Source organism: Sarcina sp. DSM 11001, from assembly GCF_900101015.1.
GTDB lineage: Bacteria > Bacillota > Clostridia > Lachnospirales > Lachnospiraceae > CAG-791.
The window spans coordinates 113,215-138,636 of the sequence record NZ_FNFZ01000005.1; the positions used below are offsets into that span (position 1 = coordinate 113,215).

The window sequence follows — 25,422 nt, forward strand, 5'->3', positions numbered from 1 at the left end:
CAAAAGGCTTGTTAAAACGGCAGGCTTGTAACTTAAAGTGACACGACGGAGTCCGGACATGCAGAAAATACCTACCGTGCTCATGGAGGAGCACCGGGACGCCTATTATCACTGGCACAGATTCATCGACATGGGCGCGGTCCCTCCCTCAGGCAATTACCTGCTCCATATCGACCACCACGATGACATGGAGTGCCCGGGGTATGACTGGGATCTTACCTCTATGCCGCAGAATGCGCAGGAGGCGCTCGACTTTACCGACCGGTGTCTCGGTATTGCGGATTTTATCGTTCCTGCCATGTGGGAAGGAACCTTTGATACCATCCATATCCTCAAGGAACTTGTCCCTGCCCCTGTCAGGAGCACCAGCACAGACCTGCGTCTGATGCAGGGAAGCAGGGGATGTCTCAAAATAACAGACCGGTCAAAGGCAGGGCAGGATCGGGACTGGCACGCCGGCGCCCCCTGGCTGATCCCGGAGAGAAAAAATGCCGGAGAGAGGTCCCTGACCTGTCAGGTTAAATACGGAGGCCTCAACGATACGGACAGATTCCCCGGGTCGGGCGTCGTCCTGGACGTTGATCTGGACTATTTCTGCTGGGATGATTCCACTTCCTTCGGGGAGCCCAGGAGGATCGAGATCACAGAGGATGCCTATCAGTCTTTTGTGAATGACCGCGATCATCCGCTGAGGATCCTTCCCTCCCGGATCATCGATGTGACCCGGGACGAAGGAAAGTACTGGCTGTACCTTTCACAGACGTATCCACAGGATACGGTGCCTGACGATACAGTGATCCTGCGGCGTATACAGCGCCTGTTCTACTATCTCCGGTACACGGGCATACGTCCACTGGCCATTGATATATGCCGGTCTGTCCGCTCCGGTTACCTTCCCGCTCAAAAAGCTGCATATGTACAGGAAAATTTCACAAGAATTCTGGAAGAATGCTTTCCGCTCTTATACATTTAGTATAAAATGTCACTTAACCGAACCGCAGGACCTGATCCCACACCTTCCTGACGATACGTTATCTGGTCACAGCCTGACCAGGTTTTGACTATGTAACGTTGCGAATGTCTATTTTGATAAAAAGTTTAATGAAAAGGTCATACTCCATGAAAAAAAGCGTAAACCGACAGCACTCCATGAAAGCGATGAGATTCGAAAAGAACGGCCCGAAACAGGGAAAAAGAAAATCCTGCCGCGGGATCAGCCTGAATTTTCTTCGTCTCCGGGCTTTTTTTCTGATGTGCGTCATGATCCCGGCATTAATGGTCATGCCGGCCGAAGCCAGGACAAAGCCCGGGTATGGAAGTCAGGGAAACAGTCAGAGCGGTCAGTCCGGGCTGCCGGGGAAAGACAAACCGGGAGCACTGAACGGGGAAACCATACTGGAAAATCTTCTGACCTCCCATTCCGATGCATCCGATTCCGACACGAAAGAGTCGACCGTTGCGGAGATTGACACATTTCCCGAGAATCCCTGCATCACATGGTTTGTGCGTGGAATCGAGGGAAGGGTCAAGTCTGCCGAGGTCTATATCGGCGCCGAGCAGGCAGAGGTCTCTGAGGCGGGACGGCTGATCGATGGAGAGGGGCTGGCTCCCAAGACCCTGATCCTGGTCGACAACTCCGAGTCGATCGGCACCAGGCCCAATCAGGAAAAGATCAAAGCTATCCTGACCAGGCTCATATGGAATCATCAGTATGACGAACGGTTCGCGATCAAGACATTCGCCGACAAGTCCGTGACGATCATGGACTATACAGACAATTATGACAAGCTGCGTCTGGCGGTCAGCAGGATCACCTTTCATGATCAGAAGACCAGTCTGCGAAATGTGCTGTACGATGAGATCCGGGAGCTGGTCAATGACGGCGAGACGGACTACAGCCGCATCGTCATTGTTTCAGACGGGACGGATGACAGCCGGCTGGGCATGACCTATCAGGAACTGCTTGAACTGGTTGAAGCGGAAAACGGCTGCTGCCCGATCTATACGATCGGCTGTTTCTATGAATGTTCCCAGGATATCCTGGATCAGCTGTTCGCGCTCTCCAGAATCACGGGAAGCCCCTATTTTTCCATGGATGACTATGAGACTGCGGAGGAGGCAGCTGAGATCGCGGACGAGATCCGGGCAGACGGAGACGATATCACCTATTTCCGCTTTTCCCTGCCGTCCGAGCTCAAAGACGGCAGTCAGAAGGGGGTAGGCCTCATCGTCCATACCGCCAGCAATGATTATACCATTGAACGTTCCATGATCATGCCGCGGGGGACCGCGAAGGAAATGAAGGAGTTCAATGACAAGCTTCGCGCTGAAAGGGAGGAGGCCGAGAAGAAACGGCTGGAGGAAGAAGAAGCGAGGAAGAAAGCAGAGGAAGAAGGCAGGAAGGCGGAGGAAGAGAAGGAAGAAGAGGAAGAACCGGTTCCCCAGACCCCTCTGGACAGGTTCCTGGACAATAAATATGTCCAGCTCCTGCTGATGCCCTGTATCCTGGCCCTGCTCATGCTCTATCTTCACTTTAAGGACCGCAGGAAGTCCGATGTGCCCTTCCAGGAGGTCACCCGGCCTGCCGCGGGCCACAAGGAAACGCCAAAGGAACAGGCCCCTGACGAGCAGGAGCAGGACGACGGAGTCCTTACCCTGTTCGATCCGGAGCGGCCGGGAGAGATCTACAGGATCCAGAACGGCCAGGAGCTGGTGATCGGACGCTCTGCGGCGCGCAGTGACGTCGCCTTCCCGGATGATCCCCTGCTTGCCGCGCGGCATGCCCTGATCAGGATGGATCAGGGAAGAGCTGTTCTGGACAGTCTGGGACACAAAGACAGTACAAGTGTACAGGATAAACCGGTGGAGCATACTGCGGAACTTTTTGACGGTGATATGATCTGTGTCGGCAGTATCAAACTGAGGGTTCGATATGAGTAGCTTAATCCGTATGGTGATCGACTTTGTGATGTCACATACTTTCCTGATCCTGCAGCTGTCCCTGGACCTTTTCCTCATTGTCCTCCTGATCCTGACGATACGAAGACGCAAAGCGAAAAAAGAACGCGAAATGCTGTTCTTCAGGGAGCAGGAGAGCAGGAGGCTGACAAAACGCATCTCCAACCCCGCCTATCTGGAGCGGGAGGGGATCCAGTTCGGCCGCAGTTATCCCTACAAAGTGCATGATGGAGGCGCGCTTCCTGCAGAGCAGGGCGGGACGCGTGATCAGATGGTCGAGATATCCCTGCAGTCAAAGATGCTGACCAGGGAATTCCTCCTGCCTGTCTCGGACGGTATCCTGATCGGGAGAGGCCCCAACAATACGATCAGTATTGATAATCCGGATGTTGTGGAACACCAGTGCCGCATTTTCCGCAACGGCAGCCAGTTGTGCGTGGAGTCTCTGAGTATGGATCATCCGACAGAGCTGCAGCGGGGGGCCAGATCCATTCAGGTAAGCGGCAAACCCATGGCCCTCACCGGAGGAGATATAATCTGTTTCGGAGACAACCGTCTGCTTCTCAAATTCTGAAGCGCCGGCCCTTACCGGCCGGCCTCGGGATGTTTCGCGTTTCATGGTCAACACCCGGCCGGGGCCTGACCGGAAACGGCCTGATCAGCAGCAAATCTGGCGACAGTGTCAGCCCTTGGAATGGTACAGCATATGAGCAGTACAATCATTACTTTTTTTAACGAACAGGGATGCAGGAGCAGCCTCCTGCCCGCGATCGAGAACGCGGATCATGAAATCGTTCTCTACGAGAAATGGTTCTGGCTGGAGGATGATGTAAAGATCCTTCTGGAATGCATAAAAGGCCAGTGGATCCTGAAAAGCAACAACCCCTGCCGGATCTATCAGCGGATGCGGGAGCGCGTCACACCTGTCATCGGAGACTACAAGCTCCAGGACGGTGCCCTGCTTCAGTTTGTTACAGCGGACAATGAGAGGATCAACGCGCTTATACGCATCAGGTCTTCGCTGTTTTCCTCTGCGCTTCATATCCCGCTCGCCAGCCTCCACCGCGTCCGGATCGGAACCGGGGAAAAAAACGAGATACGGATCCCCTCCGGATTTAACTTTGAAAACGCCGGTCTTCTGGTGACCAGGGACTGGCATGGTTTCAGTGTGGTTCCCAGGACCGGGCCTTTCTATCTGAACGGCGAAGCCATCCGCGCGGAGGCATTTCTGGAATACGGAGATACGATCGAGATCCCCGGATTCCGCTTTATGTATCTGGGTGACGACCTGGCAGTGCTGACAGGAACCCGGGAGATCGCTTTGGCACCCGGGCTGGAAACACGTCATGCGGCAGTGGATGGCATGCTCCCGGCAGGTCGTAAACGGACCGACGTTGAATCCCGGACCGGAGAAAGACCCCTCGCTGTCTTTCATCGTTCTCCCCGCATCCTGCCCAGGATCTATGACGGTACGATCAAAATCGAAGCCGTTCCGGAGCTGGAGGAGGAGGACAGCCGCTCGACCGCACAAGCGATACTGCAGTCCATTGCCATGGTCATTCCCATGATGCTCGCCAGCTTTTTGATGATTTATGCCAGCAGGGTCTCCGGCTACGGCAATTCCATTATGATGTATTCAGGACTGGTGATGGCAGTCGCGTCCGGATCTGTAGCTGCTTTTCTGGCAGTCTCCAGCACCTCCCGGCAGAAGAAAAAGCATCAGGAAAAAGAGAGCAGGCGCTTTGAAGCCTACAGCAATTACCTGATCCAGAAGACCGATGAGATCCGTGAAAAATATGAGAGCAACGCAAAATCCCTGCAGCAGATGTATCCTTCGGCGGAAAGCCTTCTGACGGAAGGCATCGGTCCCGGACTGTGGAACCGCAACCGCAGGCAGGAGGATTTCCTCAAGGTGCGGATCGGGACCGGCGACATCCCTTTTCAGGTGGATATCGACGTTCCGGAGGAAAAGTTCTACATTACAGAGGATCAGCTGCGCGATAAACCCCGTTATATCAGGGACAATTTTGCCACCCTCTATGATATGCCGATCCTGCTTGATCTGGCGGAGCACCCCCTGATCGGTATCGCCGGCGGAGAGGGCGGAAAGGGCGCCATTGAACTGATGCACGTCATCTGCGCCCAACTGTGCGCGACGCACAGCTGCAGCGATGTGCGTATGATCTTTTTTTACGAGGACAACCGTTCCCTCAATCTGGGCCAGTGGGACTTCGCCAGGTGGCTTCCGCACAGCTTCTCTGCCAACCGCAGCATGCGCATGACGGCGGTCAATGCGGATCAGATCGGCGATGTCAGCTATGAACTGTCCTCAATCCTCCGCAATCGCGAGGATGAAATCTCCGACCTGGACAAGGATTACAGGGACCGGGTGCCTCATTACGTCCTCTTCCTTTCTGATCCCGCCCTGATCCGGGGAGAGCTGATCGCCCACTATATTTTTGAAGTACCTGAGGAAGTGGGGCTGACGACAGTGATCCTGTCCGACACGATCGAGCATCTGCCCAACGAGTGCCGCTATGTACTGCAGAATGACGAAACCTTCTGCGGGATCGTGGAAACACAGGAGGTATCGCAGGAATACCGGGAGGTAAAATTTGACCATGTGGAAACACATACTCTCGACCGTTTTGCTTCCTCGATCGCCGGCGTGCGGGTCCAGGAGACCGACGAGGGCGGCGAGATCCCGGATGCAGTGACCTTCTTTGAAATGTACGGTGTACACCGTCTCAATGATCTGCACGCGGAGGAACTGTGGCGCAAAAACCGGATCTACGAAAATATAAAGGGACTGGTGGGCATCAAGAGCGGCCATACCCGTATGTATATGGACGTGCATGAGAAATACCATGGACCGCACGGACTGGTGGCAGGCACCACAGGATCCGGTAAGTCCGAGACCCTGCAGACCTATCTGTTGTCTCTGGCGATCGAATACAGCCCGGATGATATCGGCTTCTTTATTATCGATTACAAGGGCGGCGGAATGGCCAACCTCTTTGACGGACTCCCCCACCTTCTGGGTTCCATCTCCAACCTCTCCGGTGCCCAGATCCGGCGCGCCATGATGGCGATCAAAAGTGAGAACCGCCGGCGCCAGAGAATGTTCAACAGCGCGGGGGTCAACAATATCAACAAATACACCAAGCTGTACAAAAGCGGCGATGTGGAGGAACCGATCCCCCATCTGTTTATCATCATCGATGAGTTTGCCGAACTGAAGCGGGAAGAACCTGATTTCATGAAGGAACTCATCAGTGTCGCCCAGGTCGGGCGAAGCCTGGGCGTTCACCTGATCCTGTCCACACAGCGTCCTGCCGGAACAGTCGATGAAAACATCGCTTCCAACGCCAAATTCCGGCTCTGCCTGCGCGTGCAGACTAAGGAAGACAGTATGGACATGCTGGGAAAACCCGACGCTGCCTTTATCACCCAGGCCGGCCGCTGCTATCTGCAGGTAGGCAATGACGAGGTTTACGAGCTGTTCCAGTCCGGCTTCAGCGGGGCTGTATATAATCCGGATGAAGTGGACAGTGAAAAACTGACCAGAATGCTGACCATGACCGGCAGGGACGATATTATTGCAGCCGACAGCTCAGGCAGCAGGCGTGACGCGGCCGCGGACAGCCAAAAGGAAGAAAAGACCCAGCTCAGTGCGGTCAAGGAATATCTGGCCGGCATCGCACAGAAAGAGGGTTACAGAGCGGTCCACCGTCTGTGGCTGCCGCCCCTGAAGACTTCGATCTGCCTGGATGAGATCCCGGGTTACCGGGAGGAAGCCTTCCACGACGGCCGCTGGACCGTTCCCGCAGCAGACAAATGGGAGCTGAATGCAGTGATCGGTCTGGTCGATGACCCCTCCAATCAGATACAGAAACCGCTCAGGATCAGCTTCGATACAGGCGGGCACCATGCGGTCATCGGACAGGTAGTGACCGGCAAGTCCACTCTCCTGCAGACGATCGTATACGCCCTGGTCAACCGCTACTCTCCGGATTATCTGAATGTGTACGGGATCGACTTCTCCAGCAAGATGCTGGCCGTATTTGAAAATCTCCCGCACACGGGCGGCATTATGTACGAGGGGGACGATGAAAAGATCTCCCGTTTCTTTAATATGATCGGCAAGATCCTTGACGAGCGCAGAAAGGTATTCCGCGGGGGTAACTACAGCCAGTATTACCGCGCCAACGGTCTGCAGTATCCTTCGATCCTGATCGTGATCGACAATTTCAGCGCATTCAATGAAAAGACAGGAGAACGCTATCTGCCCGCGCTGATCCGCCTGTCCAAGGAAGGCGAGAGCAACGGAATCTTCCTGCTGCTTTCCGGCGGCGGATTCTCACTCTCTGATATCCCCAACCGGCTGGCCGGCAACATCAAGACCTGTCTGTGTCTGGAGCTTAAGGACCGGTTCGCATACACCGACTATCTACATACCATGCGCTTTGAGGTCGTACCCGAAGCCGGCGTACACGGCCGCGGCCTGTGCGTGATCGATGGAAAGGTCCTGGAATATCAGACTGCCCTCAGTCTTCCCGCCCGGGATGATTACGAGAGAATGCAAAAGATCGAAAACCAATGTGCAGTCCTGGCCGGCGCCTGGGAAGGCCCCGCGGCCAGAAAGGTGCCGCAGATCCCGGAAAACCCGGACTGGGCGGGGTTCGAAGCTCTGCCAGAGGTGCAGAAAGCTTTTGCGGATCCCGCGCTGCTCCCGGTCGGATACCGGGAGGACAATGCGGAGATCTACAGCCTGAATCTTTCCTCTGTATTCATCTATCTGATCACCGGCATGGCGAAATCAGGCAAAACATCGTTCCTGTCTTTGGCGGCTTTATCCGCGCTTCATAAGGAAAAGGCACGGATCGTTCTGATCGCTCCCGACATGCCGCCCGGTCTTCCGGAGTCGGATGCGGTATCGCTGGTATCGGATGCGGAACACCTGTATGAACTGTGCAGCACCAGTCTGGCGGACGAGTTCGTGAAGCGCCGTGCCGCCAGGCAGGAGCTTGAAAAAGAAGACCTCCTGCCGGAGGAGATCTTTACGCGTTTGTCAGACCAGTACGGTCCGATCTTTATGATGATCGATGATCTCCCCTGGCTGATCGGCATACTCAAAGGCGACGAACACGGTATAACCGGTTTTCTTGAAAATCTGGCACTCAGGGGCGAGGGACACCTGGTTTATCTGTTCGCATGCCTGTCTCTCGAGGACAAGGCCAAGATCGCCGGCTATACTCTGGCTGACTCCATAACCGGTGCCGGCCAGGGCATCCATTTCGGCGGCAATACCAGCCAGAACACCTATATGAATTTTTCCCATATACCTTTTACAGAACAGAACAAAGCGGAAAAGCCCGGTATCGGCCAGCTCCCCAAAGCTGCAGACAGTGAAGACGCACAGCAGATCGTGGTTCCGGCTGTTCGAAAAGCCGGCCGCTCCGGCAAAAAAGGCGGGTGATCCGGAGGTACAGAACAAGGAGAAGAGCATGATCCTGATTGAAGTGCATGTTCCTGTTGTTCAGGAGAAATTTGAGTTTAAAGCAGATGAAAACCGGCTTGTTTATGATATAGTTAATGAAATGAGGCAGGTCATTTCCAAAAAGCTGCGCGAGGAGGATCCTCCTGTGGCTTTTGAACTGCATTCCAGAGAACAGAGACGGCGTCTTCCCCCGGACAACACCCTTTCGGGATGCGGGATCGGCGACGGCGCCAGACTGATCCTGGTGTAAAATGATCGTAAGGGAGGTAACCAATATGGCAGACGAACACAGGGAACAGAGCGGATCCGGAGGGTCCGGGCTGATCAGCAGGACGATCCGCGTCACGCCGGAAACGCTCACGCGCAAGGCAGTAGATCTGGATACGAATGCGTCCGATGTCATGCTCCTCACAACACATATGACGGAGAAGGCGCTGGAACTGACCGGCCGGATCTGGAGCGGAGAAGCCCAGTCTGCTTTTGTGACCAGATTCAAAACTCTGCAGGATACCATCAATCAATATACGCCGCTTCTGCAGAAACATGCCTCGAATCTGAAGATCATCGCAGGCCAGTACGCAGCTGTGGAAACAGAGGCGAAAGATTTATCCGGCGGGCTCCCGGGTAATATTTTCTGATCCCGGGCAGTTCCGGTAACATCGCCGGGGCTTTTTGACAAAATGATCGGAAAAAGATGTGCAGATTTTCCTTAAGTAAACAGGAACAGCCCCTAAGCCGCGGGATTCCCTTTTGCGCGCGTATCCCACGACTGAAGTCACGGGTATTGAGCGATGAAGAATAAAACACCAGGCCGGCAGAAAGAACCGGAACCGTGGAGGAAGAAGTAAATGGACATACAACTTAATAAACAGAATCATACCCTGAAAGCTGTAATCACCGGCAGGCTGTCCGGGAAGGATGCATCCGCATGGTATACAATGATCATCGATCAATTAGGGGATGATGTGACAGAAATCGTTCTTAATCTGGCCGGTGTCACTTATCTCACATCCACATCTCTCCGGAACATCATTATGCTTCAGAAAGAGATGAATATAAGGGATGGTGAACTGATTCTGGAAGATCCGCAGGAAATGGTCATGGAAACCCTGCAGTTGAGTGGAATGACATCATTCCTCGATATCAGAAAAACAGGGTGATGATCCGGAAAGGAGAAGAAATGGTAAAATGGAACGGGCTCCTGCCGCTGGGCAGTATAGTCCTGCTGAACGGTTCGGACAAACGCATGCAGATCATCGGCCAGGTCCAGGCGGATGCTGTTACGCACAAGGTCTATGATTATGCGGCGGTTCCCTTTCCGGAAGGCTATATAGACGAAAATGAGCTTGCAATGTTCCAGCATGAGGATATCCGCCTGATCAACGCGATCGGTCATCTGGATGACGGTGAGTGGGAGGCGCTTGCGCATCTGAAAGAGCTGCGCGATGATCTTCGGGAAGGACGAGTGACCGTGGAAGAGCTGCTTGAGAGACGCGGTCACACCAATGTCTGATTCAGGCTGCAGGAGGAACAGTGAACGATGAAATACGACAGACTGCTTCCGATCGGAAGTGTGATACGCATCAGAGGAGGAAAGGATCTCCTCATGATCATGGGCTGTAATCAGGTGAATCTCCAGACAAGACAGCTCTTCGATTATTCAGGGGTCCTGTACCCGACAGGATATACAGATGACCACCATGTGTACATTTTCGACCATGATGACATTGAGGCTGTCTATGCAGTAGGATATCTGGACGAGGAGTCCAGAGCCTTTCAGCAGGAGGCTGTCATGGAAAATAAGAAGCTTCGCACAGGCGCGATGACCGTCGATGAGCTGCTTGGAACAGGGCGGTCTTTTGACCGCTGACAATGACCGGAAAGGGTGGATCATGGATAAAAAGCATAATGAAATTTTTGAAGGTCTGCTTCCCATCGGCAGCGTGGTAACGACCAAAACAGGGACAAAACGGGTGATGATCATCGGGCGCGGGATCGACCGGGAGGACGGCCAGGGCAGTACCTATGATTACGGTGCGGTCCTGTTCCCGGAAGGTTTTTCAGACGGGGACCATATCTATCTGTTTAATCATGAGGATGTCGGAAGCATCTGCCGTGTCGGATATATCGATGAGGTGGAGATTGAACTGGAGGACAAGCTCAGCAATTATCTGAGGTCCGGTGTTACCCCTGTGCCGGAAAAGAGGTGAGTACTATGTCGGATTATCTGGTAAATCCTACGGATATCGTCAGAATTATGAATGAGCTCAACGCCGACAACGAGAAACTTGCCGGCAAGATCGAGCAGCTCAGACAGCTTCATTCCGAACTCACCGGAATCTGGGAGGGGGAGGCGGACCGGGTCTTTCAGTCGGTCATGACAAATGATATCTCGGCTCTTGAGTCTTATCACGAACTTATGCAAAAGTACTGTCTGGCCCTGCAGAAGATCGGGACAGAGTACGCGGAGACAGAGCTTAACAATAAGAGTAAAATTGAATCTTTATGATTTCCCGCGGAAGATTCAGCTTCCGGGAAACAGAGGAAGGAGATGAAAACAGCATGACACAATGGAGCGGAATCCTGCCGCCCGGCAGTGTGGTGATGCTCAAGGGCGCCACCCGGCGTCTGCAGATCATGGGACTGGTGCAGGCAAACGCAGAGACAAAGAAACTGTATGACTATTGTGCAGTCCCCTTTCCCGAGGGCTACGCGGGGCCGAACCGGGTCATTATGTTCCAGCATGAGGATATCGACCGGATCTATGCAGTCGGACACCTGGATGAAGGGACCTACAGCTTTCTGGATCACGCAGAGCAGAGACTCCGGGATCTGCGGGAGGGTAAAATGACCTTCGAGGAGGCGATGCGGACACCGTGGAAGAAAGGAGCGCCGAATGAGATATGATCATCTGCTGCCTGTCGGAAGCCTGGTGAAAGTGGAGGGCGAGGAAAGACGCCTGATGATCATCGGGTGCAACATGCAGGACGAACAGACAGGCAGGATCTTCGATTACTGCGGCTGCTTCTATCCGGTGGGATTTCTGGGACCGGACCAGGTGGCAAATTTCAACCACCGCGATATCGAGATCATCTACGCGGTCGGGTATCTGGACGAGGAATCGAGAGCAAATCAGGCTGCGGAAGAGGAAACCAACCGTAAAGCCCGGGAAAGTGCCGCGGGGGTGTGAGATGGGGAACAGAATGCGATTTCATGGACTGCTGCCGATCGGCAGTGTCGTGCGGATCGGCGATGTGAAAAAGAGGCTGCTGATCATCGGGCGCGTGCAGAGAAAAGCGGGTGAGGAAGACCTGCACGATTACTGTTCTGTGCCTTTTCCGGAAGGTTATCTGGACGGAGACCACCTGATCTTTCATGATCACAGTGATATTACCTACATTTGCCGCGTCGGATATATCAATGATGCAGAGATGGACCTGCAGCGCAGGCTGGAGGCTTTCCTGCAGGAAAAGAAGGGGTAACGGAATCCGGGTACAGAAGCACCTGACCCGGATTCGACATGGAGGACAGACATGAATATTGAAGGATTACTGCCCATCGGAAGTGTTGTACGGATTGAGAAAGCCCCGCAGCAGCAGCTGCAGATCGTAGGACAGGGTCAGGCCAATCCGGTGACAAAGAGAGTGACGGACTATTCCGCCGTTCTGTTTCCGCAGGGTTATTTTGACGGTGACCATATGGTACTGCTGGACAATGAAGACATTGTCCAGATCGATGCCTATGGATACATGGATGACGAGTCCCTGGAATATACACAGCATATTGAAAACATTCTCGCGATGCTCAGGGATGGCCGCATGACACTGGATGATCTCGGGCAGTAATATGCCTGTGGCGGCGTGGTACATACACACATCAGGAAAATATGGAACCGGAATTCTGATGACCCGGACCCGTCCGGGCTGCAGCGCTGCATAATATGTGCATAGTATATATAGGTGGAGGACAAAAATATGTCTGATATCGCTGTCAATATCGCCAGCCTGAGCCAGTCGTGCGAAAACAACCGCAAGAATACCATTAAGCTGGCCGAGCAGAGGGAACTGCTGGAAAAAGTTGCTGATGACCTCTCCAGGAAATGGGAAGGCATCGCCAGCAACAGCTATTTCGGCCGGTTCAATGTCAAACAGGATACGCTGGCAACTGTCATCAACGGCATGCAGGATGTTGTGAACTATGAGCACAAGGCCGTACAGATCTACAGAGATGCAAACCGCATTGTCAACGGTCTGATCGACGAGATGTTCTGACAGTTTCCGGCAGCTGTCACCAGGAGAGGATAATTATGGCAGAGAATACGAATACCATATGGAATCTGATGATTTCCCCGGAATCTATTCATACGGCCTCGGGGCAGATCGATGAGATCGTTTCTACCATCATGAACACCTATAACGCGATCAACGAAGAGATCGGCGTCATACTCCAGTCCTGGTCGGGGATCGCTCAGGACCGCCATGTCAAGATGTTCAATGAGGATGCCGTAGTGTACAACAACTATATCGACGATATGCAGTATGAAGCCTTCCGTCTGTTTATTGTGAGCGAAGGATATCAGAAGGCAGAGGTAAAGAACACGGAGCGCGGCAATGTCCTGCGAACAGATATTTTCTGATCCGTGAGCAGACTGTCCATTCAGATGCAGGCTGAGAATATCATGGTCACCCCCTGGCAGGAGTGTGTCCGGGAACGTTCTGTTTACAGAAAACGGAATACATCCGGGGACAGGATCGCCATCACTCCTTTCAGATCATTTCGGGAGGAAATAAAAAATGAGTCTTACAGAAGCCACCATGAAGGCTATGCTTCAGAGCATTGCAGATAATATCCAGAAGGTTCACAAGGACTGCACCGCGATTGGAAATGCTGCCGCCGCTATGTATGATGTGGTGGAAAAAGACTGCTTCCCCACACTGGCACAGGTTCAGGAAGTATGGCAGGGCGGGACATCGAATAAGTACGTGCAGAAGACCAATGCGAAAATGAACGATATCGTACAGGACTGTCTGGATATCAGGAAGGCGGCGGAGGATATTCTGGCCGCGTATCTGGAATACAGCAAACAACAGATCCGGTCGCTGGGACTTGACCCGCACGAGATCATGCCGGGTGTCTTCTGAGCGGGGCATTGCAGATGAATGAAATGCCGGCCCTGCATGCCAGGTCTGCCCGTTATTTGAAAAGACCTCTGCAGATGAATCTGGAGCTCACCGGTGAATGTCCCCTGCATTGTCCGCAATGCTATGTGGAGGCGGATCCCTCGCGCCGTATGCCGCTGGAGACAGCCCTTCACCACATCAGGGAGGCGGCCGCCTTCGGCGTCCGCGATGTGAATCTGAGCGGTGGGGAGACGCTCTGCTATCCCGGTCTGGAAGAACTGATCCGGGCCTGTACGTCTTATGGGCTCGTGAGTGCCGTGGCTCTTTCCGGAGCACTGGCTGACGAAGCTGCTTTGCGCGGACTGCTCGATGCCGGTGTATCCCAGATCTACATCTCCCTCAACGGAAGTACCAGAGAGATCAACCAAAAGACCCGGGACGGCTATGAAGCGGCAGTCCGGACTCTGGGCCTGCTGGCTTCTTTGCGGGAGAGAGGAATCCTGTCAGCACAGACCGGGATCAACTGGGTCATGCACAGGACAAATGCGGAGGATTTCTCTTCCATGATCCGCCTTGCGGAGGACTGCCGCGTCGACCAGCTTGTTGTCATGGGACTCAAGCCGGATGCAGCCGGACACCTGGAAGGTTTTCCGTCGCGGGAACAAATGACTGCTGTTGCCCGGCAGATCCGCTCTTACGCCGGTCCTCTGGAGATCGGTGTGGAGTCCTGCTTTTCACCGCTGCGTGCTCTTGTGGGAGAATCCCTGTTTACCGGCAATCTCAACCTGGGTATCCAGCGCGGCTGCGGTGCCGGAAGGGACAGCTACAGTGTCAATGCGTCCGGAGCTTATACACCATGCCGGCACATTCTGCTTCCGGAAAGGTATCAGTCCCTGGATGCATACTGGAATGACTCTGCCGTTCTGCAGAAACTGCGCACTGCAGAGGACCACCGGTGCCCTCCATGTACGGGGTGCCGGCTGCAGGCATACTGCCTGCCTTGTATGGAAATCGGGGAGAAACTGGGGGACAGCCTTCTGGCGGGTTTCCCCGGATGCCCGCTGGCTGATCATTGACCTTTGAAGCCCGGAAGACACAGATACGGAAGGGGTGCAGAATAAGTCTCGATCGATCGTACAGGGTTTCAAGGACAAGTCGATCGGATCGTACAGGGTCTCAAGGATAAGTGGACACCTTAAACTGTTTGTGAGGGGTTAGTATATGGGAACAGGTGACGGAACCAGTATGGATGATCTCATTGTGATCAGTACTGAAACCATTGAACAGAAAGCAGGACATCTTTTGGATTCCTGTACTTCTTTAAAAAATGCGGAGAAGCCTGCCAAAGCTGCCGGTGAATCGCTGAAGGCGATCAACAACGCCAGCGGAGGCTGTATTTCCGGACAGCTTAAGGCTCTTTATAATGCTGAAGAAAGCTTTTATAAAAATGTCGCCCATCTGGTGAGCGGGGCTTATACGCTCCGCAATATTGGGATCACCTACGACAACGCGGAAAAGGCCATTGCCGGCGGCGAGACCAGAGATCTGATCTGGCCGGATGACGGATCCTCCGGCTCCGGCGGTTCTTCTCACGATTCCGGTGATTCCGGCAAGGGAGGCGATTCGTCGAAGGATAAGAAGTCAAACGCCTCCGAATGGATATGGAATAAACGCGAAGGCCTGACGGATATGGAAGATGCAGCCTGGTACGAGAAGCCCTTCGATTATACACACAAATTACAGATCGGTCAGAAGAAAAGAATCAATTGGACCGACAAGGGCGGCTATACAGACCAGGAAGTATTCGCCTGGACTGCCGGTATAACCCTCGGGAGTTTTGGAGCTAAGAAAAACCCCCTGGAATATAATGATCCTGTGACCGGTGATAAGAAAAGTAAAGGCGAGTATTCTACAAAAACAAAAGGCGACGATAAATTCGCGCCCACTAAGATCGGAACGATCGCAGAAATCTATGCGGAATATTCCTGTTCCTGGACACTTGCGGGCGCACAGACGGTCAAAAAAACCGATACATACTCTTATGCCGCGGAAGCCTACGTGTTGCGCGCACAGGCCAAGGTCCACGCCGGTGTCGGTGCTTATCTCTATAAAACTGCGGACGGGAAAACGGTTCCGGCCTATGGCCTGACTGCCGAGGTAGGCGCATCCTTTACGTTGGCAGGAGCGGCGGCAGCCGGTGATTTTGGCAGCAATTATCTGGGCGCCATGGGAAGCGCCTCTGCAGTAGTCGGGGATGTATATGCCAAGGCAAATGCCACGATCGGTATGGTCGGAGGTAAGTTTGTCGCTGTTGCGACGGGCGCCGTCGGCGCTGACGCTTTCAAGGCCACGGTCTCCGGGGGTATAAGAGCACTGGGCATTGAGGTTCAGGGTTCTGCTTCCTTCAAAGTCGGCGTATCCGCCAAATTCGAGGTGGGATTTGACGGCGGTAAATTCAAGGCCAATATCGGCGCTGCGCTGGGAATCGGAGTTGAGCTCAGCTTCAGTATCGACTTTTCCAAAGCGATCAGTATCCTCAAGGACGTCGGAGAGTTTATCGTGGACGGAGTGAGAGCAGTGGGAAGAACAGTAGGAAGAGTTATCCGCAGAATCCTCCCACGACGATGGTAGACAGGAGGGTATTTCAAGACTCGTTCTCGAGTCCTGTACGCAATACCCATGACTGAAAGTCTCGGGTATTGGACGATGAAACGAAATTTCTTTTCACGCGTGTATCCCGTGTCTGAAAACACGGGTACTGCGCGATGAAGAGTAAAGGCAATGTAGACAGAACTGCGTAAGGGGCAAAATCATGGGAACAGAATCGGCAAAACTCTCCGCAGGCAGTTCCAGCCCGGATGATCTCCTGGTCATAAATACTGAACAAGTCGAGCAGAGCGCCGGAAAGCTTCAGGACTGCTGCACATCTCTTCGTAATGCAGCAAAGAGCATTGAAGGCGCAAAGGCTGATCTCAGTTCGATCAGTCAATCCGGTTCCGGTTGTATTTCCAGTCAACTGAAAAGACTTTCTGATGCACAGGACCAGTTCTTCCGGAATGTCGGTATGCTGGAGGGAGGGGCTTACGCACTCCGCAACATTGCCATCACCTACGACAATGCGGAAAAGGCTCTGGCCGGCGGTGAACTCAGGGATCTGATTATGCCGGCTGAGAATAAAGACACATCCGTTACAGGATTCTCCGAAGTCGGCGGCATAAGTGCCGAAAGCGGCGAGTCTGATGAAGAAGAATCCGAAGAGTCCTCCTGGGAATGGGGCAAACGCCAGTGGACGGATGACGATGAGAGCGCAAGCTGGTACAATGCTCCTTTTGATAAATCCGGAAAGCTTGAATTCGGCCAGACCAAAGCGATCAATGATCCCGACGAGGGCTCCTATAAGGACAGGGAAACCTTTACCTGGGCTGCAGGACTCAGTATCGGGAATTACGAAAAGTCTTATGAGCCGCTCAGGGATGAGAAAACTCAGAAAGCCTGGGGCGAATACAAGACAGATCCCAAAGGCGACGCACCGTTCGCTCCCTCGAAAACAGGCACGATCGCAGAGATCTATGCGGAATATAGTTGCGATTGGACACTTGCCGGTGCGCAGACCAACCGCGAAACCGACTACATCAAGTATAACGCCGAAGCCTATGTCCTGCGGGCCCAGGCAAACGTGCATGCAGGTGTCGGTGCTTTCCTGTATGAAACGCCCGAGGGCGACATTGTCAGGGCCTATGGCCTGAGTGCCCAGGCAGGCGCTTCCTTTACATTAGCAGGCGCCTCCGCAAGCGGTGATGCCGGGTCTGCATACGCCGGAGTTATGGGAAGCGCAAGCGCAGTAGCCGGCGAAGTCTATGCCAAAGCAGATGCAACGATCGGATGGGTCGGCGGCAAATTTGTCGCTGTCGCTTCAGGAGCCGTCGGGGCAGATCTCCTGCGAGCAACAGCCGGCGGCGGCGGCCGTCTGCTGGGTGTCGAGGTTGCGGCGGAAGCATCCGTTAAAGTGGGAATGTCCGCAAAATTTGAGGTCGGTTTTGACGGGAGCCAGTTCAAAGCCAATATCGGTGCTGCTCTCGGCATCGGATTTGACATCAATGTCAGTATTGACTTTTCCAAAGTCGGCAGTGTCATTAAGGATATCGGCAAGGTCATTGTCAATACTGCCAGAGCCGCTGTCGACTGGTTCAGGCGATGGTAGTGCCTGGTGTGCAGACCTTCACCGATCCTTTATTCTTTCAAGCACGTATCCGGCCGATCGACCGGAACAAATACAAATAATGCCGCCAGAAAAATCCGCTCAAAGAAAAGGAGGAGAAACATGGCAGAATTTCAGGTAACCAGTACTGAATTGCAGAGCAAAGCTGCAGAGTTACAACAGATTTCCAAGCAGATGCGCACCAAGATCGAGGAATTGGGTCAGCTTGAGCAGACGCTGTCCGGAATGTGGGAAGGTGAAGCGCACGATGCCTTCCACAACACCTATGGCCAGAACGAGCAGAAGATGCTGCTGTTTGTCAACGCTCTGGAGAATTACTTCCTGACACTCAATGAGATCGCGGTCAAGTACAACAATTCCGAGGCAAAGAATATCCAGACGGCACAGAGCTGACGGACTCATTTTTGCTGAAATCCCCAGACACACAGATGTCAGCGAACTGTCTGCTGACCTGCTGTCAGCTGCCCTGCTTTGGCGGTTTCTATGCCGGCAGCAAGACACCAGGAGCCGGATCAGGAGCAAAGTATCAGGAGCAGAGTATCAGGAGCAGGGCATCAGGAGCAGGGCATCAGGAGCAGAGTATCAGGAGCAGAGTATCAGGAAATAACAAAAACCCGGGTATTACTGGTTTTTACTATAGCAATCGCTCAAAGAAATAATAAAGAAATAAGATATGCCGGGTATGAAAAGCCTATTGATAAAGGAGTATAATTATGGCAAATTTCTTGCGCGTTACACCGGAGCAGGTGAAAGAGAAATCCACGGAATTTGATACCAAAGGACAGGAGATCACCAAACTGGCCGCTTCCGCCAACGAGATCGTCCAGACCCTGTCAGGCCGGATCTGGAGCGGTGAGGCTGCTACCCAGTACACGTCCAGATTCAACACTCTGTACAATGACGTTGCGGCTGTGCAGCAGCTGATCACCAGGATGGTACAGCAGCTCAATACCATCGCAACTGAGTACGAGACGACAGAGACAGCCAACACCGAGCAGGCCGGAAGCCTTCCCGGATCCGTCTTTTGATTTCTTTCTGCTTTCTTTCTGATCTCTTTTATAAACAGTTTTTATAAGCAGCTTTTATAAACAGTATTTAAAAACAGCTTTTATAAACAGCTTTTAAACAGCTTTTAAACAGCTTTTCTTGTACGAACAACATTCAGGCAGTACGCAAGGGGAAAGTCCCGGGTAAACCGTGACTTTCCCCTTGCGTTTTTTAACGTTACTGAACACGCCCCCTCGAGGGGCGGAATCATTGCTTCGCAATGCAGTAACTTGCGTTCGCCCATGCTGAATTCGCTTCGCGAATGGGGCGAATGCCGTTCCACTCGGGTTTTTCGCGAAAAACCCGCGAAAAACGCCTCGAATTTCGAGGAGGTCTGTACGGTAACTTCTTAACTTATCTCTTTGGAAAAACAGAGGGCCCGGAAAGCAGTTCATCCACGATCCGGGCGGCTTCCCCGACGTGCCGCAGGCAGGGACGCCGGGCGTAGTATTCCGGTGTCCTGGCCTCGGGATCGTTCCCCGGCTGAGTCTTTACTCCCTCCAGCAGTTCCCTGCAAAGGATCGTCCCGTTTATTTCACGAAACCGCCTGACAAATTCCTGCACCAGATGATAATGGTCTGTCTTGGCCTGCCCTGCCTTGGGGTCGTCATATCCGCACACGATCCCGAGCACCAGCAGGGCTCCGCTCACCGTGCCGCAGACCTCCCGCAGGCGCCCCATGCCGCCCCCGAAGGAGGAAGCCAGCCTGGCCGACGTAGTTACGTCCAGGCCTGTCAGATCTTCAAAAGCGCAAAAAACTGCCTGTGCGCAGTTGTAACCATCGAGAAAATATTTCTGTGCCTTCTCTGCGTGATCATACTTCATGTCTGTACCCTGTCCTTTAAGCAATACCGGGCAGCCCGGATGCCTGGTGCAGCCCTTCATAAAAGGAGCTCCCGAAGCATGCTTCGGGAGCTCCTGCTGCTGCCGGCGCCGGACCGTCCCGCCCGGGCGCCTTTTCATTTTATCTTATTATTTCCCCATTGCCTGGTTTACAGCAACAGCGACTGCCACGGTCATACCGACCATGGGGTTGTTGCCTGCGCCCAGGAAGCCCATCATCTCGACGTGCGCGGGAACGGAGGAGGAACCTGCGAACTGCGCGTCGGAGTGCATACGGCCAAGAGTATCGGTCATGCCGTAGGAAGCAGGACCTGCCGCCATGTTGTCGGGATGGAGGGTACGGCCGGTGCCGCCGCCGGAAGCCACGGAGAAGTACTTCTTGCCGGCTTCCCAGCGCTCTTTCTTATAGGTTCCTGCAACAGGGTGCTGGAAACGGGTAGGGTTGGTGGAGTTTCCGGTGATGGAAACGTCCGCGCCCTCATGCCACATGATCGCAACGCCTTCGCGGACGTCGTCTGCGCCGTAGCAATTGACCTTGGCGCGCTCGCCGTCGGAATAAGGGGTCTTGCTGACGATCGTCAGGGCATGGTCTTCCTTGACATCTGCGGACAGATAGTCATATTTGGTCTGTACATAGGTGAAGCCGTTGATGCGGCTGATGATCATTGCGGCGTCCTTGCCCAGTCCGTTCAGGATGACGCGGAGGGGTTTCTGGCGGACCTTGTTGGCATTGAGAGCGATCTTGATCGCGCCCTCAGCAGCCGCAAAGGACTCGTGGCCCGCGAGGAAAGCGAAGCACTCGGTCTCCTCATCGAGCAGCATGGCGCCCAGGTTGCCGTGGCCGATACCGACCTGACGCTGGTCAGCGACGGAACCGGGAATGCAGAAAGCCTGCAGGCCTACGCCGATCCACCTGGCTGCTTCCGCAGCAGTCTTTGCATTCTCTTTCATGGCGATCGCTGCACCGAGCTCATATGCCCATTTGACATTCTCGAAGCAGATAGGCTGTGTGCTCTCAACGATGCTGTACGCATCCACGCCCTTGCCATTTGTATAAGCCTTCACATCCTCAAAGCTCTTGAAGCCGTACTTGTCAAGAACGGGCTGCAGCTGAGGCATACGTCCTTCATAGTTTTCAAACAAAGCCATGTTGCTGCACCTCCTTCTTATTCTTTGCGCGGATCGATCCACTTGACCGCGCCTTCTTCTGCTGTGAAACGACCATATGTGCCGACGTTCTTTTCATAGGCCTCTTTGGGGTCTGTACCGTTCCTGATCGCATCCATCATCTTGCCGAGGCTCAGGAATTTATAGCCGCAGACCTGATCATCTTTGTCAAGAGCCATCTGAAGAACATATCCTTCGGTCATCTCCAGATAACGGGTACCCTTCTGAAGCGTACCATACATTGTTCCGACCATGGAACGAAGTCCCTTACCAAGGTCTTCAAGACCGGCACCGACACGCAGGCCGTCATCCGAGAACGCAGACTGTGTGCGGCCGTAGACGATCTGCAGGAACAGTTCGCGCATAGCCGTATTGATAGCGTCGCAGACCAGGTCAGTGTTCAGGGCTTCCAGAATAGTCTTGCCCGGCAGGATCTCACTGGCCATTGCTGCGGAATGGGTCATGCCGGAACATCCGATCGTTTCCACCAGAGCTTCCTGGATGACACCGTCCTTGACGTTGAGGCTCAGCTTGCAAGTGCCTTGCTGCGGGGCACACCAGCCAATCCCATGCGTATAACCGGAGATATCCTTGATCTCCTTAGCCTGTACCCATTTTCCTTCCTCAGGAATCGGAGCAGGACCATGATTCGGGCCTTTGGCGACGCAAATCATGTCTTCCACTTCTTTTGTGAATTGCATATGACACTTATCCTCCTGTATTTAAATTAGTACTATTTACCAACTTCCACTTTACCACATGAAGCCGGTGCTTGCAATGTTTTTGTCAATCAGCTCCCCTTCGCTTTAGGCCTGTGCATCTTCTTTTCCCGAATACCTGCCGATCAGTTTCAGGATCATCGGGAAAAATGCAATGTAGTAAAATGCATAGATTATGGAGAAAAACAATTTTCCCCAATGGGATCCGAATGCGGAAACCAGGACAGGTCTGAAGTGGTCTTTCATCAATACCACCGGGATCAGGCCGATCAGGCAGATCAGGATACCAGCCCACCCCTTCCGCAGGGACTTGAACCGGATCCAGGTTTTTTCCACAAAGCGGGCAATGATAAATCCCATCATTTTCCCTATATCGCCATATCCGTCATTCATCATCTTCTGAGGATCCACGAGCAGCTTCCCCTCCGCGTTCAAGGTCATGGGATAAGGCTTGACCGTGATATACAAAAGCGATAAGCAGCAGAAGATAAAACCACCCAAAAGGAGAAGGTTTTCTTTTTCCGGATTCACCTCCAGCCATGCAAAAAGTTTTGCAGTCAAGAACAGGCTCAATATGGTGATCAGAAGAGCCACACAGACATCCTGCGGCGTGTGCACGCCAAGATAGTTTCTGGAAAAAGCGGTCAACGGAATGAAAAGGACAAAGAGAACGGAAAGCCACCTGGTTCGATTCGTCTTCCATAAGTTGACAGCCATTCCGCCGGCCAGGGGACCGGCTGTTGTCGTATGACCGCTGGGAAATGAATATCCCGTCGCCGTGGTGATCGAGTTTCCGGCCGGTAAGATCCGGCTGTCCCTGATCCATGGCCGGTAAACACAGGCCGTCAGTTTGATGAGCGGTGTCACGACCATACAAATAGAATAGGACACCAGAGTATAGAGGCCGCCTTTCTTATCCTTGTACCAATAATAAAAGATTGCAAACAGGATCAGATAATTGGTGGCAAATGAAGATACCCACTCCATGAACGGGGTCCACGCATCATGAATACTGTTCCGAAAGTTCTGTAGAAATAGTAAATATTGAATGTCCATCGAAAAACCTTCCTCATTTTATTATTTCATCATTTTATTATTTCATCGCGGGATCGTATCTTCGATGAAGCCGTACCCCCGATGAAGCCGTACCCCGATGAAGCAGGTTCCCCTTCTGGCGCGCTTATCCCCCGACTTGAGGTCAAAGGTATTGCGCGGTGAAGAGAATAAGACCTCCGGCAGGGTTAAAAATCTCCTGCCGGAGGTCTGATAAGCATCAATTCCGGTTCCGCATCAAATCTTCCGGGTCCTGACCCGACCTTGTCTCTCAGGCATTTTTCCGGTTGCGGTTAAAGTTGATGAGGCACCCTGCCTTGACGATCTCGCGCTCGTTTTCAGTCATGTCGTGGATATAGAGGCCGATCTCCGTGGCTTTTCCTTCCTTGATGACATAGGCTCTGATATCGGAGAGGGCGCCGTCCAGGGCTTTCCTGATGCCGGGGATATAAATATAGTCGCCGACCTCGAAGGCATCCGGTGCGCCTTTGAGATGGAAGGGAACCATGCCCCAGTTCATGACGTTGGAGCGGTAGCGTTTAGTGGCATATTCCTGAGTGATGTTGGCCAGGCCGCCGATGACGCGCTGGCAGGAGGCCGCCTGTTCGCGGGCGCTGCCGTCGCCGGGCTTGTTGGCATAGACCATGGATCCGATCTCGATCTCCTGCACATCAACGCCTTCGGAGCCGGGAATCGTGCTGATGACCTTGTAGACCTCTGCCAGGGCAGGATCCTTTTCGGCCGCATTACCGCCGGAAACACGGAACCGCTCTGTCCGGTCGACTTCCTTGGACCGCCAGACATATTCGGGGTCGCGCCGGGAGAGGGTGAACTCCGCCAGGCCCAGGGGGTTGGAGCGGAAGGAGGATGTTTCACCGGAGGGGATGAGTTCGTCAGTGGTCGTCACTTCATCGAGGATCTTGGAGCAGACCTTCAGCAGGATGTTGTCCGCCAGGGGCTCCAGTTCCGGCCAGGGCTTGATGTTGGGGCCGTCAAAGAGGCTGACTTCCGGCTGTGCCTTCCCGAATCCCTGATAGACGCGCGCCCTGTAGACCGTGTCGTCAAAATCATGGGCGGGCACATTGCCCCAGACGTCATAGTCCGCCGCGGAAGTGAGGATTCCTCCGTTGGCCGCCGTCGCCGCAATGGACCTGGCGTCCATGAGGGCTGCCGCCGCCATCTGGCCTTCGCCGGGCTTGGAGCCTTCGCGGTTCGGGAAATTCCTTGTTGTATGGCGGACAGACAGGCCGTTGTGCATAGGGGTGTCGCCGGCGCCGAAGCAGGGACCGCAGAAAGCGGTCTTGACGATAGCTCCCGCTGTCATGAGGTCCGCGATATACCCCTTCCTGGTCAGGTCGATGAAGACCGGCTGGGAGGAAGGATAGACATCGAGCGAGAACTCGCCGTTTCCGCAGCTCTTACCGCGGAGCATATTGGCTGCCTCGACAATATTTGAATAGGTTCCGCCGGCGCAGCCTGCGATGATACCCTGCTGGACATGGAGCTTACCGTCCCTGATCTTGTCCATAAGCGTGAATTTCGCGCGTCCTCTGGCGATGAAAGCCGCTTCCGTCTCGACATCATGCAGGATGTCGACGAGGTTCCCGTTCAGCTCATCGATTGTATAGACATTACTGGGGTGGAAAGGCAGAGCGATCATGGGTTTGATGGAAGACAGATCCACGTAGACGCATCCGTCATAATAGGCAATATCCGCAGGATCAAGCTCTTTATAATCCTCCGGCCTTCCATGAGAAGTCAGATACTCTTTCGTATCCCCGTCGGTCTTCCAGACAGAAGACAGGCAGGTGGTCTCTGTCGTCATGACATCGATCCCGTTGCGGTAGTCCGTCGTCATTGTAGAGATGCCGGGGCCCACAAATTCCATGACCTTGTTCTTGACGTAACCGTTTTTGAAAACTGCTCCGATGATCGCCAGGGCGATATCCTGGGGGCCTACACAGGGAGCAGGCTTTCCATCCAGATAGACCGCGATAACACCGGGATAGGCGACATCATAGGTGTCCTCGAGAAGCTGCTTGCCGAGCTCGCCGCCGCCCTCTCCGATGGCCATAGTGCCCAGAGCGCCATAGCGCGTATGAGAATCAGAGCCCAGGATCATCTTTCCGCAGCCTGCCATGGCTTCCCGCATGTACTGGTGGATAACGGCGATGTGAGGAGGCACATAGATCCCGCCGTACTTTTTGGCGGCGGACAGGCCAAACATGTGGTCATCCTCATTGATCGTGCCGCCGACCGCGCACAGAGAGTTGTGGCAGTTGGTCAGGACATAGGGAAGGGGAAATTTCTCCATGCCTGAAGCCCGCGCGGTCTGAACGATCCCGACGAAGGTGATGTCATGGGATGCCATGGAATCAAACCGGATGCGGAGATGTTTCATACTTTTGGATGTATTGTGCGCTTTCAAAATAGAATAAGCGATCGTCCCTTTTCCGGCCTCTTCAGGACATACCTTTTTCCCCGTCATCTGTTCAACCTTTGCGGCCTCCGCTTCGGGGACAATCTCCTGCCCGTTTACAAGATACACACCGCCGTCATACAGCTTTACCATTTATGTTCCTCCTGTCTGTTATTCTGTCTCTTCTTATGCCTCGTTTTAAACGCTTTTTTAACGCCTCTATTTTAAACGCTTCTTTTTTAAACGCTTCTTTTAAAATAACTCTTAATAATATCTCTTCTTAAAAATGCTGTTTAAAATTCTCTTTTAAATAACTCTTTTAAAATGAACGTAAAAAATACGCGGGCGTCGAAAAGCCCTCGGGAAATTGTTCGACA

General features: G+C 53.4%; 29 protein-coding genes. 24 read left to right on the forward strand and 5 right to left on the reverse strand.

All coding sequences use genetic code 11. The annotated features are described in order from the left end of the window. Positions 1-58: 58 nt before the first annotated feature. From BLT02_RS03800 to BLT02_RS03915, 24 genes are all read left to right on the forward strand, one after another. Complete coding sequence (locus tag BLT02_RS03800) at positions 59-973, forward strand: peptide arginase family protein (RefSeq protein ID WP_092991729.1); 915 nt, start codon at positions 59-61, stop codon at positions 971-973. 146 nt (positions 974-1,119) lie between these two features. Further along, complete coding sequence (locus BLT02_RS03805; RefSeq protein WP_175453674.1) at positions 1,120-2,940, forward strand: FHA domain-containing protein; 1,821 nt, start codon at positions 1,120-1,122, stop codon at positions 2,938-2,940. Next, on the forward strand, positions 2,933-3,532 hold the full coding sequence (locus BLT02_RS03810; protein WP_092991733.1) for an FHA domain-containing protein: 600 nt from the start codon (positions 2,933-2,935) through the stop codon (positions 3,530-3,532). Before BLT02_RS03805 ends, BLT02_RS03810 begins: the two co-directional genes overlap by 8 nt. 132 nt (positions 3,533-3,664) lie before the next feature. Next, a complete protein-coding gene (gene essC, locus BLT02_RS03815) occupies positions 3,665-8,437 on the forward strand; it encodes a type VII secretion protein EssC (RefSeq protein ID WP_175453675.1) in 4,773 nt (1,590 codons plus the stop codon). A 28-nt stretch (positions 8,438-8,465) separates the two neighbouring features. After that, positions 8,466-8,708 (forward strand): EsaB/YukD family protein, encoded by a 243-nt coding sequence (locus BLT02_RS03820; protein ID WP_092991737.1) that lies wholly within the window; start codon positions 8,466-8,468, stop codon positions 8,706-8,708. A gap of 25 nt (positions 8,709-8,733) precedes the next feature. After that, entirely contained in the window at positions 8,734-9,096 is a 363-nt protein-coding gene (locus tag BLT02_RS03825; protein ID WP_175453676.1) for a WXG100 family type VII secretion target, read from the forward strand. Between the two features lie 210 nt (positions 9,097-9,306). Next, complete coding sequence (locus tag BLT02_RS03830; protein WP_092991741.1) at positions 9,307-9,618, forward strand: STAS domain-containing protein; 312 nt, start codon at positions 9,307-9,309, stop codon at positions 9,616-9,618. Between the two features lie 20 nt (positions 9,619-9,638). Next, entirely contained in the window at positions 9,639-9,971 is a 333-nt protein-coding gene (locus BLT02_RS03835; RefSeq protein ID WP_175453677.1) for a DUF4176 domain-containing protein, read from the forward strand. A 27-nt stretch (positions 9,972-9,998) separates the two neighbouring features. Beyond that, complete coding sequence (locus BLT02_RS03840; protein WP_092991745.1) at positions 9,999-10,328, forward strand: DUF4176 domain-containing protein; 330 nt, start codon at positions 9,999-10,001, stop codon at positions 10,326-10,328. 22 nt (positions 10,329-10,350) lie between these two features. Continuing rightward, positions 10,351-10,668, forward strand: coding sequence for a DUF4176 domain-containing protein (locus BLT02_RS03845; RefSeq protein ID WP_175453678.1), 318 nt, complete (start codon positions 10,351-10,353; stop codon positions 10,666-10,668). A 5-nt stretch (positions 10,669-10,673) separates the two neighbouring features. Next, entirely contained in the window at positions 10,674-10,967 is a 294-nt protein-coding gene (locus BLT02_RS03850; RefSeq protein ID WP_092991749.1) for a WXG100 family type VII secretion target, read from the forward strand. A 53-nt stretch (positions 10,968-11,020) separates the two neighbouring features. Continuing rightward, on the forward strand, positions 11,021-11,365 hold the full coding sequence (locus BLT02_RS03855; protein WP_175453679.1) for a DUF4176 domain-containing protein: 345 nt from the start codon (positions 11,021-11,023) through the stop codon (positions 11,363-11,365). Next, positions 11,355-11,648: a DUF4176 domain-containing protein gene (locus tag BLT02_RS03860; protein ID WP_092991753.1), complete on the forward strand. Its 294-nt coding sequence runs from the start codon at positions 11,355-11,357 to the stop codon at positions 11,646-11,648. Before BLT02_RS03855 ends, BLT02_RS03860 begins: the two co-directional genes overlap by 11 nt. A gap of 1 nt (position 11,649) precedes the next feature. Further along, on the forward strand, positions 11,650-11,940 hold the full coding sequence (locus tag BLT02_RS03865; RefSeq protein ID WP_092991755.1) for a DUF4176 domain-containing protein: 291 nt from the start codon (positions 11,650-11,652) through the stop codon (positions 11,938-11,940). Positions 11,941-11,991: 51 nt separating this feature from the next. Beyond that, positions 11,992-12,303 carry a DUF4176 domain-containing protein gene (locus BLT02_RS03870; protein ID WP_092991757.1) on the forward strand — a complete coding sequence of 104 codons (312 nt, stop codon included), beginning with the start codon at positions 11,992-11,994 and terminating at the stop codon, positions 12,301-12,303. 129 nt (positions 12,304-12,432) lie between these two features. Next, on the forward strand, positions 12,433-12,729 hold the full coding sequence (locus BLT02_RS03875; RefSeq protein WP_092991759.1) for a hypothetical protein: 297 nt from the start codon (positions 12,433-12,435) through the stop codon (positions 12,727-12,729). 35 nt (positions 12,730-12,764) lie between these two features. Next, positions 12,765-13,094, forward strand: coding sequence for a WXG100 family type VII secretion target (locus tag BLT02_RS03880; protein WP_092991761.1), 330 nt, complete (start codon positions 12,765-12,767; stop codon positions 13,092-13,094). Between the two features lie 157 nt (positions 13,095-13,251). Beyond that, positions 13,252-13,599, forward strand: coding sequence for a hypothetical protein (locus BLT02_RS03885; RefSeq protein ID WP_092991763.1), 348 nt, complete (start codon positions 13,252-13,254; stop codon positions 13,597-13,599). Between the two features lie 14 nt (positions 13,600-13,613). Continuing rightward, positions 13,614-14,654, forward strand: a complete 1,041-nt coding sequence (locus tag BLT02_RS03890) for a radical SAM protein (protein ID WP_092991765.1) — start codon at positions 13,614-13,616, stop codon at positions 14,652-14,654. 145 nt (positions 14,655-14,799) lie between these two features. Beyond that, complete coding sequence (locus BLT02_RS03895; protein ID WP_092991767.1) at positions 14,800-16,209, forward strand: hypothetical protein; 1,410 nt, start codon at positions 14,800-14,802, stop codon at positions 16,207-16,209. Between the two features lie 181 nt (positions 16,210-16,390). Next, positions 16,391-17,779: a hypothetical protein gene (locus BLT02_RS03900; RefSeq protein WP_092991769.1), complete on the forward strand. Its 1,389-nt coding sequence runs from the start codon at positions 16,391-16,393 to the stop codon at positions 17,777-17,779. Between the two features lie 120 nt (positions 17,780-17,899). Continuing rightward, positions 17,900-18,190 (forward strand): WXG100 family type VII secretion target, encoded by a 291-nt coding sequence (locus BLT02_RS03905; protein ID WP_092991771.1) that lies wholly within the window; start codon positions 17,900-17,902, stop codon positions 18,188-18,190. Between the two features lie 90 nt (positions 18,191-18,280). Next, a complete protein-coding gene (locus BLT02_RS03910; RefSeq protein WP_092991773.1) occupies positions 18,281-18,508 on the forward strand; it encodes a hypothetical protein in 228 nt (75 codons plus the stop codon). 2 nt (positions 18,509-18,510) lie between these two features. After that, positions 18,511-18,825, forward strand: a complete 315-nt coding sequence (locus BLT02_RS03915) for a WXG100 family type VII secretion target (protein WP_092991775.1) — start codon at positions 18,511-18,513, stop codon at positions 18,823-18,825. Between the two features lie 373 nt (positions 18,826-19,198). Here BLT02_RS03915 and BLT02_RS03920 read toward each other — a convergent pair whose 3' ends face one another. The 5 genes from BLT02_RS03920 to BLT02_RS03940 all read right to left on the reverse strand — a co-directional run bounded on the left by BLT02_RS03920 (position 19,199) and on the right by BLT02_RS03940 (position 25,198). Next, positions 19,199-19,807, reverse strand: coding sequence for a C-GCAxxG-C-C family protein (locus tag BLT02_RS03920; RefSeq protein ID WP_347474890.1), 609 nt, complete (start codon positions 19,805-19,807; stop codon positions 19,199-19,201). Positions 19,808-19,816: 9 nt separating this feature from the next. Then, on the reverse strand, positions 19,817-20,836 hold the full coding sequence (locus tag BLT02_RS03925; protein WP_092991777.1) for a GGGtGRT protein: 1,020 nt from the start codon (positions 20,834-20,836) through the stop codon (positions 19,817-19,819). A gap of 17 nt (positions 20,837-20,853) precedes the next feature. After that, the gene (locus tag BLT02_RS03930) at positions 20,854-21,555 is read right to left on the reverse strand and encodes an iron-sulfur cluster assembly scaffold protein (protein ID WP_092991779.1); all 702 of its coding nucleotides are present in this window, start codon (positions 21,553-21,555) and stop codon (positions 20,854-20,856) included. Between the two features lie 105 nt (positions 21,556-21,660). Further along, positions 21,661-22,560: a phosphatase PAP2 family protein gene (locus tag BLT02_RS03935; RefSeq protein WP_175453680.1), complete on the reverse strand. Its 900-nt coding sequence runs from the start codon at positions 22,558-22,560 to the stop codon at positions 21,661-21,663. Between the two features lie 337 nt (positions 22,561-22,897). Beyond that, positions 22,898-25,198 (reverse strand): hydratase, encoded by a 2,301-nt coding sequence (locus BLT02_RS03940; RefSeq protein ID WP_092991783.1) that lies wholly within the window; start codon positions 25,196-25,198, stop codon positions 22,898-22,900. Positions 25,199-25,422 lie beyond the last annotated feature (224 nt).